Consider the following 16,736-nt stretch of genomic DNA (forward strand, 5'->3'; position numbering starts at 1 on the left):
TATTTCTCCTACTCAATGACAATTCCCATTTGTGATAAGGGTTCACCTAGCTTAGTGACTGCTTCTGACAAGGCGCGTGTGTCTTCCTTAGTCAAGTCAGTATAAGACTTGTAGTTGGTGCTATTTGTCATATGGCTATCAAGCAGCGCATGTACATCAGCAAATCGTACCTCCAAATCCTCAACAAGGCTTGCACTCTTTTCTTGCAAGAGTGGTCGGAATAGGTCAAAAATCTTTTCTGCTCCCTCGATATTGGCACGGAAGTCGTACAGGTCAGTATGAGAGTAGATTTCTTCCTCGCCTGTTATCTTGCTGGTGGCAACCTCATTGAGCAAATCGACTGCTCCAGCCGTCATCATATCAGGGGTCACATCAACTGTCGCTACCTTAGCACGGAGTTCCTTGATGTCTTTAACCAACTGGTCAGCAAATACTTCTGTGCCTTCGGTTGTGCTACCTTCCCAAAGAATACGCTCAATACGGTGAAAACCAGACCAGCCTTCTTCTGTGTTGTTCTCATCGACATAGTCTACCAAGCGAAAATCAATCCGAACATCTAACTCACCGAAGCTCTCTGCGATAGGTTCACTCCGTTCATAAGCCATTCTGATAAGGGGATACTGCGCTTTAGCTTCTTCAAGTTTGCCCGCTTTTAAGAGCTCTGCCCATTTTTCGGTATCCGTCAGCAGCTGGTCGATTTGTTGTTCAACAAAAATACGATAGTCAGTGGTTATTTTAGATAGTTTGGTTTGATTAGCACTAACCTGCTCAGTAGTTGCAGTGGTTGGTGCTGTCTGATGGCTAGGAGTGGTACAAGCCACCAAACTCAACACAGAAACACTTAATAAAGAATAGCTAAAAATTCGTTTCATCATAACCTCTTTTCTAATGTACTATTTCATTATAAGGGATTGCTTGCTGTCCGTAAACACTTTCAGAAAAACGATAACGGTTATAAAGAAAACTAACAGGGCTTGTTTATTATCTTAACCATAATAAATTAAAAAACCTAGGAGCTCACCTAGGTTTGTGTCACTTCTGATAGGGAATTGACTTAGTCTTTCTTCTTCTCAATCGGTGCTAGGCTGGCCAGCAATTTTTTGAGACCGACTTCTGGGAACTTGATTTTGAGTTCTTGGCTACTGCCTGTACCTGTGACTTCAAGCACCAAGCCTTCTCCCCATTTGCGGTGGATAGCAGTGTCTCCCACCTGCCAGTCGGATACCTTGGCATTTGGTTGACCTCCACTTGGTCGGACAGGTTGTCCGAAGGCAGCTGGGCGAGCCTGAGCCTTGCGAGCTTGCAGGGCTTGAGATAAGCTCATGCCCTGACCAAACTGTGTCGCTCCGCCATTTGCAGAAGAGGCAATAAAGGAAGTATGGGCTGGACGCGCCAGTCCCTGATAGTCCAGTAAATCACCAGAAATCTCGTTGATGAAACGGCTAGGGCGGTTGTAGCCCAGTTTCCCAAAAAGGGTGCGAGCGTTGGCGTTGGTCAGGTAGAGCTGGGTTTCCGCCCGAGTGATGCCGACATAAGCTAGACGGCGCTCCTCCTCCAATTCCTCTGGACTTTCAGTTGCACGACTGAGCGGAAAGACACCCTCTTCCATGCCGATGAGAAAGACCAGCGGAAACTCCAGCCCTTTAGCGGCATGGAGGGTCATAAGAGTCACCTCAGCACTCTGGCTATCGCCGTCGTCAGTATCTGCAATTAAAGCCAAGTCATTGAGGAATCGGCTGAGTTTATCTAGCCCTGTCTCTTCTGTCATCTCGTCCTTGTCGTCAAAGTTCTTGGTCACAGAGAGAAACTCTCGAATATTTTCCACCCGCGCCTGACTTTCTAAGGTATTTTGTAACTCAAGGGCGGATAGGTAGCCTGTCTTGTCAAGAACGGTCTCCACTAACTCAGTCAAACTATAATTGTCTAATCGGTCACGGAGATTGAGCAAGAGATTACCCAGTTCAAAGAGAGCTTGAGCGGCCTTGCCCTTGATGCCAGATAGCATAACCTGACTGGCTCCCTCCAGCAAGGATATGCCAGCTGGATAGGCAAAATCGCGAAGCTTATCCAGCGTTCCTGGTCCCACCCCACGCTTGGGTTCGTTGACAATTCGCTCAAAGCTCATGTTATCAGCAGGGTTAGCAAGCACATTCAGGTAGGCGATGACATCGCGAATTTCCTTGCGGTTGTAGAACTTGGTTCCACCGACCATGGTGTAAGGGATATTGGCCTTTAGCAGGGCTTCCTCAATGGTACGAGACTGGGCATTCGTCCGATAGAGCACAGCCATATCCTTGAAAGACCTGCCCTCCTGTCTGACAGCTTGATCAATCTGGCTAGCGACAAAAATTGCTTCCTCATGCTCATCACGCGCCCGATAATAAACCAACTTGCCGCCGTCATCATTTTGCGTCCAGAGTTTCTTGTCCCTGCGGTTCTTGTTATTCTTGATAACATCATTAGCAGCCTGCAAGATGGTCTTGGTTGAGCGGTAGTTCTCCTCCAAGAGCACTACCTTAGCCTCAGGATAGTCCTTTTCAAAATCTAGGATATTCTGCATATCCGCGCCCCGCCAGCCGTAGATAGACTGGTCTGCGTCTCCGACCACACAAATATTGCGAAAACGAGAGGCCAAGAGCTTAACCAGCTGGTACTGAGCATGGTTGGTGTCCTGATACTCGTCCACGTGGATATACTGGTAACGGTTTTGGTAATAGCTGAGCACCTCTGGTTGTTCGTCAAAGAGGCGCAGGGTCACCATAATCAGGTCATCAAAGTCCATGGCCTCGCTGCGGCGCAGTTCAGCCTGATAGAGCTTGTAGCACTTGGCGACCATTTGTGTGTAGAGATCGCCAGCCTGCATCTCGTAGGCCTTGTCGTCCAGTAAATCATTTTTAGCATTGGAAATGGTGCCTAAAATCGCGCGTTCATTCCATTTTTTTGGATCCAGATTGAGCTGTTTGAGGATACGCTTCATCAGCGTCCGCTGCTCACCAGGATCAACGATGGTAAAGTTGCGACCATAGCCGATTTTGTCTCCCTCACGGCGTAAGATTCTCACGCACATGGCGTGAAAAGTGGCAATCAAGGTATCCGCTGTCGCTGGATTGAGGGCCATAGCACGCTCTTTCATCTCGCGTGCGGCCTTATTGGTAAAGGTGATGGCGAGAATGTTCCAAGGTGCCACACCGACCTCATCAATCAGATAAGCGATACGATGGGTCAATACCCTGGTCTTACCAGAGCCAGCCCCAGCCATAATCAAGAGCGGACCCTGCGTTGTCTGTACAGCCTCTGCCTGTTTGTCATTCATTCCGTTTAATAATGGGTTCATATCATCCTCATTTCTTTGTCTTGAAAATTATAGCACATTTCCATCAGGAAAAAAAGAATGGCACAAGCGATTTGCGCCATTTCGTGCTATAATAGTCTCATGACACATCCTAGTAAGAACCTTAAGTTAGCGGAGCGTGGACCGCTGATTAGCATTGTGACCTATCTCGTTTTAGCCATCAGCAAATTGACCGCTGGGTATTGGTTGACGTCATCGTCACTCATTGCCGATGGCTTTAACAACCTTTCAGACATTCTGGGAAACTTGGCCATCCTCATCGGACTAAAAATGGCACAGAAACCAGCCGACGGTGACCATAAATTTGGGCACTGGAAAATTGAAGATTTGGCCAGTCTGGTTACTTCTTTTCTGATGTTTGTGGTGGGGTTTCAGGTTCTGGTTCAAACAGCTAGAGACATTGTCGCTGACAGCCCTGTGACAGCTGACCCTCTAGGCAGTCTGGTCGGCTTGGTCTCAGCTGGCGTCATGTTTGCCCTCTACCGCTATAACAAGCACCTGTCTCAAACCCTAAAGTCGGGCTCACTCCTAGCTGCTGCCAAGGACAACCTCTCAGACGCGGTGACTTCGCTTGGAACCAGCTTAGCTATTGTCGCCTCAACCCTCAAGTTTCCCCTACTTGATAAACTCGTTGCCTTGGTTATCACGCTTTTTATCCTCAAAACCGCCTATGAGATCTTCAGCCGCGCTACCTTTAGTTTGTCGGACGGCTTTGACGACCAGCACCTGACTCAGTATGAAACGGCTATCCTCCAGTTGCCTAAGGTTTTGGCAGTCAAATCCCAAAGGGGTCGAACCTACGGTTCGAATGTGTATCTAGACATCGTGCTGGAAATGCACCCCGACCTATCGGTTTACGAGAGCCACGAGGTAACTGAACAGGTCGAGCAGCTCCTACGTGACCAGTTTGGTGTCTACGACATTGACATTCACGTCGAGCCTTCTCCTGTTCCTGAGGACGAAGTCTACGAAAATGTTTACCGCAAGCTCATTAAACTGGAAAAAACTGTCCTCTCTAAAATCCCAGATTACGAGAACTTGTTGGCAAGTGAATTTAGATATGTTGATTATAGAGGTCAAGTCCTTTCGGCAAGAGACTTTGACCATGATAAACCATCCGTCGGCAACGACATGACAGCTGTTGAACTAGTCTCTATCAGTCAGAAAACCAAACTCCTGACCTACGAGCTGGACGGCTGTCATCACAGCTCCCTCTGGCGACGGCATGAAACCTGGCAACTGATGTTTCATCAGGTAACAGAAATCCCTCGTTAAGTAAACCTTAGCGAGGGATTTCATATATCGTCATCGTAAAACAGCTTCTGCCAAGGCTTGTTGAATCTGGATGACACTGTTATCGCTCTTGAATTGGAGAATTTCAGCCGGTTCTGCTGCCGAGGAAATCCAAATTTTCAACTCAGAGTCAAGGTCAAAATGACCAGAGGTTTCAACAGTAAAACGTGAAATGGAACGATAAGGAATGGACTTGTAAGAGACTTTTTTTCCAGTTACTCCCTGTTTATCCACTAAAATTAAACGTTTCTCTGTAAACACAATCAAGTCGCGAATCAAGCTAAAAGCTAGGTGTACCTGTTCGTTTGGAATGAGAATGTCTGCTAAGTCGCGCTCGACCTTGTCATTATCACGCTGGGACGCATTGCCCAAAAGTCCTGAAAATAATCCCATAGTTATCTCCTTTTATTTGAATAGATGAATTAAGTACTGTAAAAACTTTGCGCCATAAACCCACAGCACAGAGTAGCCGATGATGGAAAATGGTTTTGTCAGCAAAATAATGGTCGTAAAGCGTCGCAAGCTCATCTTGGTCAAGCCTGTTATCATCACCATAATATCAGCTGGTGAGACAGGAGAGACCATACAAAAGATAAAGAACCATTCATACGTTTTACTCTCTAACTTCTTCTCGTACTTGTTGAACTCACTTTCTTTGACAAATAACAAAATGAAAGCTTTGCCATATTTCTTAACCAAGAGAAAGAGCAAAATGCTACCGATGACAATACCTGTATAGTTGTAAATAAAGCCCCATATTGGACCAAAAACCAAGGCACCTGCTACTGTCGTGACCCCACCTGGAATAATTGGAATAACGATTTGAACGATTTGAATGAGAATAAAAATAACAGGAGCAAGTAATTTGTACTGTAAGACCCAATCTTTGAACGCATTACTATCATTTAGGATCCCTTGCTTAAAGAGCCAGATAACCATGACTGCCGAGCCTACCAGAGCTAAAATACCTAAAATCTGGAAAAATTGCTGTAATCGTTTATACATGATTCTATCATACCAAAATCTTTTTTATTTTGCTATTTTTTACTGTTTATGTTACAATGTTGTAAGTATCATAATTCGGGGTCGTTACGGATTCGACAGGCATTATGAGGCATGTTCTGCAACTCGTGTGGCGACGTTAACGCTCAGTTAAATATAACTGCAAAAAATAACACTTCTTACGCTCTCGCAGCTTAATAACCTGCAAGCGTGACTGACGGCTGTTTGCTTACGGCAACCTGAGGTCTTAATTTAGTAAGCTGGTTGACAAGAGATGTTTTGTGCTTGTCAACGAGATTTAAAAACTCGCTAGTCGCAGGCCTGAGTGGTGTGTCGGCGATTAGTTAAAGCAAAACACCACCTATGGTTGTAGACGAATATGTTAGCAGGTGTTTGGACGTGGGTTCGACTCCCACCGGCTCCATAATAAGTTCTTAAAAATTTTTTAAAATAGCTAAAGACGTTGTTAAAGCAGCGTCTTTAGTTTTTACCTTGCTAATTTGCAATATTTTAAAATATCATTTATCACGGTTTAACAGTCGGTTCTGTCAGTCCGGCTGTTTCTTGCTTAATAACAGATGTCGCTAAATACCTTGTCTAACATCATATAGAGTGGGGCTTAATCGGTTTATCGCCAGAGCTATAAAGCTGATGACATCACCTCATTAGGGAGTAGAGATGATCTGCAACTCACCATTTCTTACCGCAAGGTTCAGTCACTTTGGAGCGCTCAGCTACGTCTTACTTAACGAATAATAATAAAAAGGAGAGAACTAATTTAGTCCTCTCCAAATTTTAGCGTTTTGCTAATTTATTTAAGGGCGATAATAATTTAAAATCTTATTTCGCACTTAAAGCTGCCATGGTGATGTAGTTGTATGGCTTGTTGAAGTGTGGCAAGAAGAGAATGTCAAGAAGAGCCAACTTGTCGATGGTTACTTGCTCTTGGATAGCGAGTGAGAACATGTGCATACCCATAGAGATGTCTTCTTTAGAAGCCATTTGTGCACCTAAGATAACACGAGTATCAGCATCGTAAACGATACGGATTTTCACATCATGGTTATCGTGTTCCATGAATTCTGGTTTTTGCAAATCTTCAAAGTCAGTTGCAACAGCATTGAATCCGAAACGTTTAGCTTTTTCAAGTGTCAAACCAGTTGATACCATCTTGAGATCAAAGATAGAGATACCGTTAGATCCTTGAACACCAGCTGTTTCAAGCTCAGTACCACAAGCGTTGTGAGCTGCAACGATAGCTGTACGAACAGCATTTGATGCCAAAGCGATATAGTTTGTATCTTGCAATGAGTTGTCATAAACAGTTGCACAGTCACCGATGGCATAAACATCAGGGATGTTGGTTTCACCTTTTTTGTTAACCACAAAGGCACCGTTACGGAAGAGTTCAATCTTACCATCTCCAAGGGCAGTGTTTGGACGGAAACCAACAGCCAAGATAACCATATCAACATCGAAAGTTTCTTTGTCAGTCACCAAACGCTCAACTTTGCCATCGCCTTCCACGGCTTGTACAGTTTGACCAAATGCCAACTTGATACCATTTTCTTCAAGGTTTTTATTCATCAAATCAGTGAATTCTGAATCGTAGTAACCACCGAGTGATGTTTCAGCAATATCAACCAAGATAACTTCTTTATCAAGGCGTTTGAAGGCTTCAGCCAACTCAACACCGATGTAACCAGCACCAACAACAGCTACACGTTTGATGTCTGGGTTGTTGAGTTTTTCGATAACCTCAGCAGAGTTTTGGTAAAGTTTTACGAATTGCAAGTTTTCCAAAGTTGCTTTGAACTCACGTGAACCTTCTTGGATTTCAGCACCTTTGATTGGAGGCAAGATTGGTTGTGAACCTGTCGCAAGGATCAACTTGTCATAGCTCTCAACATGTTTTTCACCGTTGACAATAGCATGCACTTCTTTTTTATCGTAGTCGATGAACTCAACAGGTGACTCCATGTAAACTTTAGCGCCTTTTGATTCAAGCGTTTCTTTATCTGAGTAGAACAAACCTTCTGGACCTGAGATTTGTTTACCAATCCAAAGCGCCATACCACATCCCAAGAATGAGATGTTGTTGTTTTGGTCGAAAACAACTACTTCGTTTTGATCGCCATAGTTGTTCAAGATAGTGTTAATAGCTGATGTACCGGCGTGGTTAGCACCGACAACAACGATTTTAGCCATGTGTAAATTCCTCTTTCTCATTTTATGTAATCATTTACAATAGCCATTATAGCATACTTCACAAAGAGTTTCAAGTTTTTTTTCTGAAAGCCCTTAAATTAACGAAAATCAAGATTTTTATCCGAAATTTTGTGAAATTTGTAACTTTTTTAGAAAGATAAATCAATCAAATATTACTAAAGAAGGTTTTAGCTCATATTGTTTTCTTGTTGGATTTGTCTGAAATGACCTAACAGTAATAAGAAAAAATAGCATCATAAGACCGGCGTGTCTCACTGGTCTTATGATGACTATTATTATTTTGATTTGATATAATTGACACCGCCTGCTTTTGGTCCAACGGCTTTACCAAAGAAAGCAGCAAGAACGATAATTGTCAAGAGATACGGAGCCATCTGCAAATAGACCGTCGGAACTTTTGACAAGAATGATATTTGCCCGCCAATAACTGCTAAACTTTGTGATAAACCAAAGAACAAGCTAGAGAGCATCGCTCCAATTGGATTCCAACGACCAAAGATCATGGCTGCTAGCGCAATGAACCCAGGACCCAGTATGGTTGTTACGGCAAAGTTAACAGAGACAGATTGTGCATACAAGGCACCGCCCATACCACCAAGGAAGCCTGAAATCATGATGCCTAGATACTTCATCAAATAAACGTTAATCCCTAAGGTATCTGCTGCTTGTGGGTGTTCCCCTACTGAACGTAATCTCAATCCAAATCGCGTCTTATAAAGGATATACCAAGCCACGAAAGCAAAAGCAACCGTTAGATAGCCTGCCAGGCTTGTGTTTTTGAAGAAAATATCTCCAATCACTGGCAAATCTGCTAGTACTGGAAAATTAAATTTACCAAAAGCATGTCTAATGTTATCTGTCTGACCTTTGCCATAGAAAACTTTAGTCAAGAAAACGGCTAAGGCTGGTGCCATTAGATTTAAGACAGTCCCTGAAACCACATGGTCAGCACGGAAATTAACCGTAGCAACCGCATGGATCAGTGAGAATGCTAGTCCTGCAACTCCTGCCACTAAGAGGGCAATCCAAGGGGTTGCTTTCCCCAAATTCTCCGCCATTTCAAGATTAAAGACAATACCTGTAAAGGCACCGATAACCATGATTCCTTCAAGACCAACATTGACAACGCCTGAGCGCTCGGAGAAGACGCCACCAATGGACGTTAAAATGAGAGGCGCCGCATAAACCAGCATTGAAGGAACTAAAATTGCAAGCATATTCATCTTATTTCCCTCCTTTTACTGCTTTTTTAGGCTTGATGTAACGCTCAATCACATAATGAGCTCCGACAAAGAAAATGATAGAAGCTGTCACAATTTTAACTACTTCCGGTGGGATGCCTGCAATATTCATACCTGGAGAACCTACACTCAAGGTTCCGAATAAGAAGGCTGCAAAAATACTACCGATTGGGTTGTTCCCTGCTAAAAGACTAACCGCCATACCGTCAAAGCCAATAGCTAGTGAGCTGGATTGAACAAAGACGTTTTCAAAAGTTCCTAGCCCTTCAACAACCCCAGCCAATCCTGACAGAGCTCCAGAGATGATCATTGATAGGATGATGGTTCGTTTTGAGGAGATACCCGCATACTCACTAGCATAAGGGTTAAGCCCTACTGAACGAATTTCAAAGCCAACGGTGGTCTTGTTGAGCAGGTACCAAATAATGGCTACTGCGATCAAGGCAAGGAAAATACCCAAGTTAGCACGAGAATTATTGGTTAAACCTGACAACCATTCCAGACGATAAGTGGCATTTGCAGAAACTGCAACTGTCGAATCAATAGACTTTTTCAGATTCTCAGCCATTAACTGTTGAATAGCGTAGTTGCCAAAATAAAGGATAATGTAGTTCATCATAATAGTGACGATAACTTCACTTGTTCCAAGGAAAGCTCGCAAGATGCCAGGAATAGCCCCTGCAATGCCACCAGCTATCATACCAATGACAACCGTTAAAACAATCATCACTGGGCGCGGCAGGTCTGGGAAAGCTAAAGCAAACCAGCCTGCTGCTAACCAACCTGCAAAGGCTTGACCAGACAGACCGATATTAAAGAAACCTGCTCGGCTAGCCACTGTAAAACCAAGTGCCACTAAAATTAGCGGTGCCATCGCACGAACAATTTCACCGATATTCTTCAAGCTACCAAATGCTGTCTGGAACAGCCCTTCATAACCCCAGATAGGATCATAGCCAAAAATCAGCATAATCAGGGCACCTAAAATAAGACCCATCAGCACCGAAATCAGAGGTACAGCAATTTGTTGTGCTTTCTTAGACATTATTTTCCTCCTTTTCAATACGACCACCTGCCATCAAGATACCTAATTCTTGTTTGTTGGTTTCTTCTGGCAAGACAATCCCCTGAATCTGACCATCATGGATAACCGCAATTCTGTCAGACAAGTTAAGGATTTCATCTAATTCAAAACTAACGACTAAAACAGCCTTGCCTTTGTCACGTTCTTCAATGAGACGACGGTGGATGTACTCAATCGCTCCGACATCAAGTCCACGGGTTGGTTGGCTAACAATGAGTAAATCAGGGTTTCTATCCACTTCACGAGCGATGATGGCTTTTTGCTGGTTACCACCTGAAAAACCTTTAGCAGGAACCAGTTCATTTGCTCCACGGACATCGAACTCAGCCATTAGCTTTCTAGCGTACTCATTCATTTTATTGTAGTTAAGGACACCATTTTTGCTAAGCGGTTCTTTGTAGTAAGTTTGCAAAGCGGTGTTTTCAGCTAATGTCATTTGAAGAATCAATCCGTCACGATGACGGTCCTCAGGAACATGACCAACACTGAGCTCTGTGATTTGGCGGGTCGTCATTTTTGAGACTTCTTGCCCTTTTATCGTAATACTACCTGATTTAACCTTACGAAGACCTGTGATAGCTTGGATCAACTCACTCTGTCCGTTACCATCAATCCCTGCAATACCAACAATCTCTCCAGCTCGTACATCCAAAGACAGGTTTTTCACGGCAGGGACACCACGGTTTTCATTGACAACTAAATCCTTGATAGACAAGACAACGTCCTTAGGCTGTGCTGCTTGTTTTTCAGTTTTAAATGAAACTGAGCGTCCGACCATCATTTCAGCCAAATCTTGTGCAGAAGCCCCGGCCACATCAACTGTTTGAATGGATTTACCACGACGAATAACCGTCACGCGGTCTGCAACCGCACGAATCTCATCAAGCTTATGGGTAATCAGGATGATTGACTTGCCTTCCTTGACCAGATTTTTCATGATAACCATCAATTCTTGAATCTCAGCGGGGGTCAGAACTGCTGTTGGCTCATCAAAAATGAGCATGTCAGCACCACGATAGAGGGTTTTCAAAATCTCTACACGTTGTTGTGCCCCAACAGAAATATCTGCAACTTTGGCTTCTGGATCAACAGCCAAGCCATACTTTTCTGACAAAGCTTTAATTTCCTTATGAGCTTGTTTCAAATCAAGCACACCATTTTTTACAACTTCATTGCCTAAGATAATATTTTCAGCAACCGTAAAAGCCTCAACAAGCATGAAGTGCTGGTGAACCATCCCAATGCCCAAGTGAGCTGATTTAGATGGGGAGTCAATGACAACAGGTTGGCCGTTAATCAAAATTTCACCACTGGTCGGTTGTAAAAGACCAGCCAGCATGTTCATGAGCGTTGATTTGCCAGCTCCGTTTTCTCCCAATAAAGCATGTATCTCGCCTTTTTTGACTTGAAGATTGATGCGATCGTTTGCAACGAAATCACCAAATTTCTTGGTAATTTCACGCATATCAATGACAGGTTGTGCCATATCGTTTTCCTTTCATCCAAACATTATAATTCAGTAAAACCTATCAAAACGATGATAGGTTTTGCTGAAGCATAAGGCTTCAGTTTTGGAAAAAGCGACCGACTCTAGTCAGGTCGCCTTTCTCTTATATTATTTTTCAGGAACAGTAACTTTACCTGAGATAATCGCTTCTTTTGCTTCTTCTACAGCTTTTTTCGCGTCATCATCTAGGCTAGTTGTTGCCAATTCTACACCAGCATCTTTCAAACCGTAAACAGTAACAACACCACCCGGGAATTTACCGTCTTGTGTTTGAGTTGCAATCAATTGAACAGCTTTACCAACTTCTTTGATGGTTGATGCTAAAACAAAGTTAGACTCTTTACCGTCTTTAGAGGTGTATTTACCTTCCTCTGCTTGGTCACGGTCAACACCGATAACCCAAACTTTTTCAGCTTCATTTTTTGTTTCGTTGATTGCTTTAGCTTCAGAGAAGACACCTGCACCGGTACCACCAGCAGCTTGGAAAATCACATCAGCACCTGCAGCGTATTGAGCTGCAGCGATGGTTTTACCTTTAGCTGAGTCGCTAAATGAACCAGCATATTGAACGTCAACTTTGATTGATGGGTCAACTGAGGCAACACCTGCTAAGAAACCTTTTTCAAAGCGAGTGATAACGACACCTTCCATACCACCGACAAAACCGATTTTCTTAGTTTTAGTTGCTTTTGCAGCAGCAACACCTGCTAAATAAGAAGCTTCGTGGTCAGCAAAGGTTACGCTAGCAACGTTGTCCAAACCTTCAATAACATTATCAACAATGATAAAGTTTGTGTCGGTATTATTTTTTGCTGATGTTTCAACAGCTTCTGTCAAGAGGAAGCCGATACCTGCAACAAGATTGTAGCCATTTGATACCGCTGTATCAAAGTTAGTCACATATTCTGATTCATTGTTAGATTGGAAATAGTCAAAGCCATTACCTTTAGACAAACCATTTTCTTTACCCCAAGCTTGAAGACCTTCCCAAGCTGATTGGTTAAATGATTTATCATCTACACCACCAGTATCTGTAACGATAGCAACCTTCAAATCAGTCTTAGCTTCACCACCTGATGCAGCTTCTTTTGATGCACCACGGTTACCACATGCAGCTAAACCAAGAACAGCAACTGCTGTCAAACCAACACCGATATATTTCTTGTTCATTTGAATGAACCCTCCTAATTTTTTTGGCAACAAAATGTTGCGAGTGAAATGGCTTTGCCTCAAAGAGGCTGTTTCCACAAACTACGTCAAGTCTGTGAAAGAATATGGAAGTAATTCCCCGACCGTCATCTCGACCGTCTGACCGTTTTTAGCGATCAATGTTATTTTTGCATCTTGTTGAAAAAATTCTGCCATAACTTGACGGCAAGCACCGCAAGGTGAAACAGGTTGCTCTGTTTGACCATAAACCGCTAATTCAATCAGGTCGCGATGCCCATCGGAAATGGCTTTGAAAATAGCTGTTCTCTCACCACAATTGGTCAGACCAAAACTGGCATTTTCAATATTGCACCCTGTATAAACCTGTCCATCTGCGGTTTTCACAGCTGCACCAATGGGAAAATGTGAATAGGGAACGTAGGCGTTTTGGCTGGCTTCAATGGCTAATTCAATCAGATTAGTAGCCACCATTGACCTCCTGTCCTTGGACAATCGCTACGCCGGAAGATGTTCCAATACGTGTTGCACCAGCTTTTATAAAAGCTTCAGCATCTGCTAGGCTACGTGCACCTCCAGCTGCCTTGACCCCTAAATCAGGTCCGACAGTTTGCCGCATCAAAGCTACATCTTCTAAAGTAGCTCCTCCAGTTGAAAAGCCTGTTGATGTCTTAACAAAATCTGCTCCTGCACGTACACTTGCCTCACAAGCAGCTACTTTCTCTTCGTCGGTCAATAGACAAGCTTCTATGATGACTTTAACGATTTTGTCACCACTCGCCTCAACAACAGCACGAATATCTTCTTCAACGAGTTGCCAGTTGCCGTCTTTGGCAGCGCCGATGTTAATCACCATATCGATTTCATCAGCTCCATTAGCGATAGCGTTCGTAGTTTCAAACGCTTTGACTGCACTTGTGGTAGCACCAAGAGGAAATCCAACAACAGTACACACTTTTACAGCTGTCCCATTCAGTTTTTCCGAACAATACTCAACCCATGTCGGATTGACGCAGACGCTTGCAAACTGATATTGAACTGCTTCTTCAAGCAACTGATCAATTTGAGCTTTGCGGCTGTCTGCTTTAAGCAAGGTATGATCGATGTAGGTATTAATTGACATTGATTATCCTCCTTTATCTGATAATGGTGATGATTTCTTTAGGGATAACTTTCTCCTCACCTATTGTAACATTTTTTTGGAAATTTGTAAGCCCTTTTGAATCAATTTTTTCATTGGAATAGATTTTGGCAATAATCTCTCCTTCTTCAACAGAGTCACCTACCTTTTTATCGAACACTATTCCTGTTTCGAAATCCAATAAATCGGTTTTTACAGCACGACCTGCCCCTAAGCGCATGGCATATAAGCCAAATTCTAAAGCTGGCAGAGCTGTGATGTAGCCTGTTTTTTCAGCATAAACTTCTGTGACACAAGCTGCTGTGCTAGGACGGAAAAGGTCATCAAGGTCTCCACCTTGAGCAAGAACCATCTGCTTGAATTTGTCCAAAGCTCTGCCATTGACCAAATGCTCTTTAATCTCATCAAGAGACTTGGTAACGCCTGCTAAATCAAGCATGAGCTGAGCCAGTTCGCAGATAAAATGGGTGATGTCCTCGCGCCCCCGTCCCTGCATGATGTCAAGGGCTTCTAGCACCTCTAAGCGGTTCCCAATAGCGCGTCCAAGTGGCTGACTCATGTCTGTGATGACCGCAATCGTCTGACGGTTAACAGCTTTTCCGAGGTCAACCATGGTACGAGAAAGCTGTTTGGCATCCTCAATGGTCTTCATGAAAGCCCCGTCTCCAACAGTCACATCAAGCAGAATAGCATCTGAGCCCGCAGCAATTTTTTTACTCATGACCGAGCTTGCAATTAAAGGAATAATATCCACAGTCGCTGTCACATCGCGCAAGGCATACAGCAATTTATCTGCTCGCACCAACTGGTCAGATTGACCGATGACTGCGATATTGATGTCCTGAACCTGTTTGATAAATTCTTCCTCGCTACGCTCAATCTGAAACCCTTTAATTGACTCCAGTTTATCCAACGTACCGCCAGTATGCCCCAGACCTCGACCGCTCATTTTTGCCACAGGTACTTCAAAACTAGCAACGAGGGGAGCTAGGATTAAAGTCACCTTATCGCCAACACCGCCGGTTGAGTGTTTGTCCGTCTTTATCCCTGGAATGGCTGATAGGTCAAACTGTTGACCGCTACCAACCATTGCCATGGTCAAGTCACTGGTTTCCCTCGTGCTCATCCCCTTAAAATAAATTGCCATAGCTAAAGCTGACATCTGGTAGTCGGGAACATCACCTTTGGCATAGCCATCAATTAGCCAATAAATTTCTTCTGTTGACAGCTCCTTGCCGTCTCGTTTTTTCTGGATTAAGTCAACTGTTCTCATAGTAACTCCTTAGAATATAGTAGCCCTTATCCTTTTTCAAAATCTCACAATTCCCAAAAACCTCTGCCATCTTCGTTTTGGCACTCGGTGCGCCTTGTTTCTTTTGAATCACAATAGTCAAATGCCCACCTGTTTTCAGATAAGTTGGCGCCTGCTCGATAATGGCATGAACAACCTGTTTTCCTGCTCGAATGGGTGGGTTGCTGATAATGGCATCAAACTGTCCCTCCACCTGAGCGTAGAGATCTGACTGGTAAATCGTCGCAATCACACCATTTCTCTCAGCATTTTTCTGGGCAAGCCCAATCGCTCTGCTATTGACATCAATCATAGTAGGCACCACACCTTGTGTTTTTGCCAGAGCAATGCCAAGAGGTCCATAGCCACAGCCAACATCAAGCAAGGTCTGACCTGAAGTCATATCATCTAAGCAACTCAGCAATACCTGACTACCGTAGTCAATCATTTTTTTCGAGAAAACCCCTGCATCAGTATAAAATTGAAACGTTTCACCTAGTAACGTCACGCTTAAATTATGAATGTCATGAGCAGCATCTGGATTTTCCGCATAATACATCTGTGTTATCGTTATCACCTACTTTCATCCCACAAAGTAATTATAACATTTTTTGAAAATGTTTTCAACAACCAGCTGACACTAGTAAATAAAAACCATATCCCCTCAGATAAACGTATAAGAGGTTGTCACCGCATTTGCTACTCGAACTAAATATAAGAGATCTTCTAATGGTTTACTATTCGTTGTATGTTTAACCTTGCAAACATTCTTAATGTCATAAAAATCCTTCAGTATTTTCCTATTTTAGAAAGTTCTATTGACGCAATCTATTCCAGTTCTCATTTACCATTAAAAACACCCTAGAGCTTAGATTTGTTATCTGATGCTCTAGGGTGCTATTTAAAAGAATCACCGGTTGCAAATTAGAAGTATGGATTTGAACTAATTATTAAATAGATACAAATTAATTGTTCTACTCATGCAACTCTAGTGGCAAGCCATCTGGATCAAAAAAGAAGGTCATGGCTTTCCCTGTGTAGTCATCATAACGAATGGGTTCACAAGCAATCCCTAGTTTGGTTAATTCTGCTACTGTTGTTTTAACGTCTGGAACATAAAAAGCTAGGTGTCTAAGACCGCAAGCCTCTCGGTCGTACTCTGGTCTGCCTATCCGCTTGGGCGGTGCAACGTAGGCAGCATCGCTCAGCTTATTGCCAAAAATCTCTAGCTCAATAGTCCCGCAACGTAAATCTAATTTATAATCATGGCGTTCTGGACGATGGTTCTCACGAATCACTTCAAAACCCAGCTTGTTAACATAAAAATCACGGGACTGATCGTAGTCTGAGACGATAATGGCCACATGATGAATGGCTGATAGGTCAAGTGTCATCTGTTTCTCCTTACTAAGAACCCCTCGCAAATGCG

15 protein-coding genes and 1 other RNA gene are annotated in these 16,736 nt (G+C 43.4%); 2 read left to right on the forward strand and 14 right to left on the reverse strand.

Annotated elements, in window-relative coordinates; genetic code table 11:
* Window positions 1-8 precede the first annotated feature (8 nt).
* Entirely contained in the window at window positions 9-872 is an 864-nt protein-coding gene (efeO, locus tag A3GW_RS0108965) for an iron uptake system protein EfeO (RefSeq protein WP_018368952.1), read from the reverse strand.
* Between the two features lie 182 nt (window positions 873-1,054).
* Window positions 1,055-3,334: a DNA helicase PcrA gene (pcrA, locus tag A3GW_RS0108970; RefSeq protein ID WP_018368953.1), complete on the reverse strand. Its 2,280-nt coding sequence runs from the start codon at window positions 3,332-3,334 to the stop codon at window positions 1,055-1,057.
* Between the two features lie 99 nt (window positions 3,335-3,433).
* On the opposite strand from pcrA, the gene A3GW_RS0108975 reads away from it, so the two are divergent.
* The gene (locus A3GW_RS0108975; RefSeq protein ID WP_026216679.1) at window positions 3,434-4,627 is read left to right on the forward strand and encodes a cation diffusion facilitator family transporter; all 1,194 of its coding nucleotides are present in this window, start codon (window positions 3,434-3,436) and stop codon (window positions 4,625-4,627) included.
* A 30-nt stretch (window positions 4,628-4,657) separates the two neighbouring features.
* Here the strand turns inward: A3GW_RS0108975 and A3GW_RS0108980 are convergent, their stop codons facing one another.
* Together A3GW_RS0108980 and A3GW_RS0108985 are read right to left on the reverse strand one after the other, a co-directional pair.
* Window positions 4,658-5,038 (reverse strand): PH domain-containing protein, encoded by a 381-nt coding sequence (locus tag A3GW_RS0108980; protein ID WP_018368955.1) that lies wholly within the window; start codon window positions 5,036-5,038, stop codon window positions 4,658-4,660.
* Window positions 5,039-5,050: 12 nt separating this feature from the next.
* Window positions 5,051-5,650, reverse strand: coding sequence for a TVP38/TMEM64 family protein (locus A3GW_RS0108985; protein ID WP_018368956.1), 600 nt, complete (start codon window positions 5,648-5,650; stop codon window positions 5,051-5,053).
* A gap of 77 nt (window positions 5,651-5,727) precedes the next feature.
* Here A3GW_RS0108985 and ssrA point away from each other — a divergent pair.
* Window positions 5,728-6,074, forward strand: a transfer-messenger RNA (tmRNA) gene (gene ssrA, locus A3GW_RS11590).
* Between the two features lie 413 nt (window positions 6,075-6,487).
* Here the strand turns inward: ssrA and nox are convergent.
* From nox to gloA2, 10 genes are all read right to left on the reverse strand, one after another.
* Entirely contained in the window at window positions 6,488-7,855 is a 1,368-nt protein-coding gene (gene nox, locus A3GW_RS0108990) for a H2O-forming NADH oxidase (RefSeq protein WP_018368957.1), read from the reverse strand.
* A gap of 296 nt (window positions 7,856-8,151) precedes the next feature.
* Complete coding sequence (locus A3GW_RS0108995; protein WP_018368958.1) at window positions 8,152-9,099, reverse strand: ABC transporter permease subunit; 948 nt, start codon at window positions 9,097-9,099, stop codon at window positions 8,152-8,154.
* Window position 9,100: 1 nt separating this feature from the next.
* A complete protein-coding gene (locus A3GW_RS0109000; protein WP_018368959.1) occupies window positions 9,101-10,162 on the reverse strand; it encodes an ABC transporter permease in 1,062 nt (353 codons plus the stop codon).
* Window positions 10,155-11,687 (reverse strand): ABC transporter ATP-binding protein, encoded by a 1,533-nt coding sequence (locus A3GW_RS0109005; protein ID WP_018368960.1) that lies wholly within the window; start codon window positions 11,685-11,687, stop codon window positions 10,155-10,157. Before A3GW_RS0109005 ends, A3GW_RS0109000 begins: the two co-directional genes overlap by 8 nt.
* Before the next feature lie 129 nt (window positions 11,688-11,816).
* Window positions 11,817-12,878 carry a BMP family lipoprotein gene (locus tag A3GW_RS0109010; RefSeq protein WP_018368961.1) on the reverse strand — a complete coding sequence of 354 codons (1,062 nt, stop codon included), beginning with the start codon at window positions 12,876-12,878 and terminating at the stop codon, window positions 11,817-11,819.
* A gap of 81 nt (window positions 12,879-12,959) precedes the next feature.
* A complete protein-coding gene (locus A3GW_RS0109015) occupies window positions 12,960-13,349 on the reverse strand; it encodes a cytidine deaminase (protein ID WP_018368962.1) in 390 nt (129 codons plus the stop codon).
* Window positions 13,336-13,998, reverse strand: coding sequence for a deoxyribose-phosphate aldolase (deoC, locus tag A3GW_RS0109020; RefSeq protein ID WP_018368963.1), 663 nt, complete (start codon window positions 13,996-13,998; stop codon window positions 13,336-13,338). Before deoC ends, A3GW_RS0109015 begins: the two co-directional genes overlap by 14 nt.
* A 13-nt stretch (window positions 13,999-14,011) precedes the next feature.
* A complete protein-coding gene (locus tag A3GW_RS0109025) occupies window positions 14,012-15,289 on the reverse strand; it encodes a pyrimidine-nucleoside phosphorylase (protein WP_018368964.1) in 1,278 nt (425 codons plus the stop codon).
* The gene (locus A3GW_RS0109030; RefSeq protein ID WP_018368965.1) at window positions 15,276-15,866 is read right to left on the reverse strand and encodes a class I SAM-dependent methyltransferase; all 591 of its coding nucleotides are present in this window, start codon (window positions 15,864-15,866) and stop codon (window positions 15,276-15,278) included. Before A3GW_RS0109030 ends, A3GW_RS0109025 begins: the two co-directional genes overlap by 14 nt.
* Window positions 15,867-16,281: 415 nt before the next feature.
* Window positions 16,282-16,701 carry an SMU1112c/YaeR family gloxylase I-like metalloprotein gene (gene gloA2 / locus A3GW_RS0109035; protein WP_018368966.1) on the reverse strand — a complete coding sequence of 140 codons (420 nt, stop codon included), beginning with the start codon at window positions 16,699-16,701 and terminating at the stop codon, window positions 16,282-16,284.
* Between the last annotated feature and the right edge of the window lie 35 nt (window positions 16,702-16,736).

It is taken from the genome of Streptococcus entericus DSM 14446, from assembly GCF_000380025.1.
Lineage (GTDB): Bacteria > Bacillota > Bacilli > Lactobacillales > Streptococcaceae > Streptococcus > Streptococcus entericus.

What these genes read in the sequence shown, in the direction of transcription:
- A3GW_RS0109025 (WP_018368964.1), bottom strand. Translation starts at nt 15,289, where the DNA reads ATGAGAACAGTTGACTTAATCCAGAAAAAACGAGACGGCAAGGAGCTG.
- pcrA (WP_018368953.1), bottom strand. Translation starts at nt 3,334, where the DNA reads ATGAACCCATTATTAAACGGAATGAATGACAAACAGGCAGAGGCTGTA.
- deoC (WP_018368963.1), bottom strand. Translation starts at nt 13,998, where the DNA reads ATGTCAATTAATACCTACATCGATCATACCTTGCTTAAAGCAGACAGC.
- A3GW_RS0109005 (WP_018368960.1), bottom strand. Translation starts at nt 11,687, where the DNA reads ATGGCACAACCTGTCATTGATATGCGTGAAATTACCAAGAAATTTGGT.
- A3GW_RS0109030 (WP_018368965.1), bottom strand. Translation starts at nt 15,866, where the DNA reads ATGTATTATGCGGAAAATCCAGATGCTGCTCATGACATTCATAATTTA.
- A3GW_RS0108985 (WP_018368956.1), bottom strand. Translation starts at nt 5,650, where the DNA reads ATGTATAAACGATTACAGCAATTTTTCCAGATTTTAGGTATTTTAGCT.
- A3GW_RS0109000 (WP_018368959.1), bottom strand. Translation starts at nt 10,162, where the DNA reads ATGTCTAAGAAAGCACAACAAATTGCTGTACCTCTGATTTCGGTGCTG.
- nox (WP_018368957.1), bottom strand. Translation starts at nt 7,855, where the DNA reads ATGGCTAAAATCGTTGTTGTCGGTGCTAACCACGCCGGTACATCAGCT.
- A3GW_RS0109010 (WP_018368961.1), bottom strand. Translation starts at nt 12,878, where the DNA reads ATGAACAAGAAATATATCGGTGTTGGTTTGACAGCAGTTGCTGTTCTT.
- A3GW_RS0108975 (WP_026216679.1), top strand. Translation starts at nt 3,434, where the DNA reads ATGACACATCCTAGTAAGAACCTTAAGTTAGCGGAGCGTGGACCGCTG.
- A3GW_RS0108995 (WP_018368958.1), bottom strand. Translation starts at nt 9,099, where the DNA reads ATGAATATGCTTGCAATTTTAGTTCCTTCAATGCTGGTTTATGCGGCG.
- gloA2 (WP_018368966.1), bottom strand. Translation starts at nt 16,701, where the DNA reads ATGACACTTGACCTATCAGCCATTCATCATGTGGCCATTATCGTCTCA.
- A3GW_RS0108980 (WP_018368955.1), bottom strand. Translation starts at nt 5,038, where the DNA reads ATGGGATTATTTTCAGGACTTTTGGGCAATGCGTCCCAGCGTGATAAT.
- efeO (WP_018368952.1), bottom strand. Translation starts at nt 872, where the DNA reads ATGAAACGAATTTTTAGCTATTCTTTATTAAGTGTTTCTGTGTTGAGT.
- A3GW_RS0109015 (WP_018368962.1), bottom strand. Translation starts at nt 13,349, where the DNA reads ATGGTGGCTACTAATCTGATTGAATTAGCCATTGAAGCCAGCCAAAAC.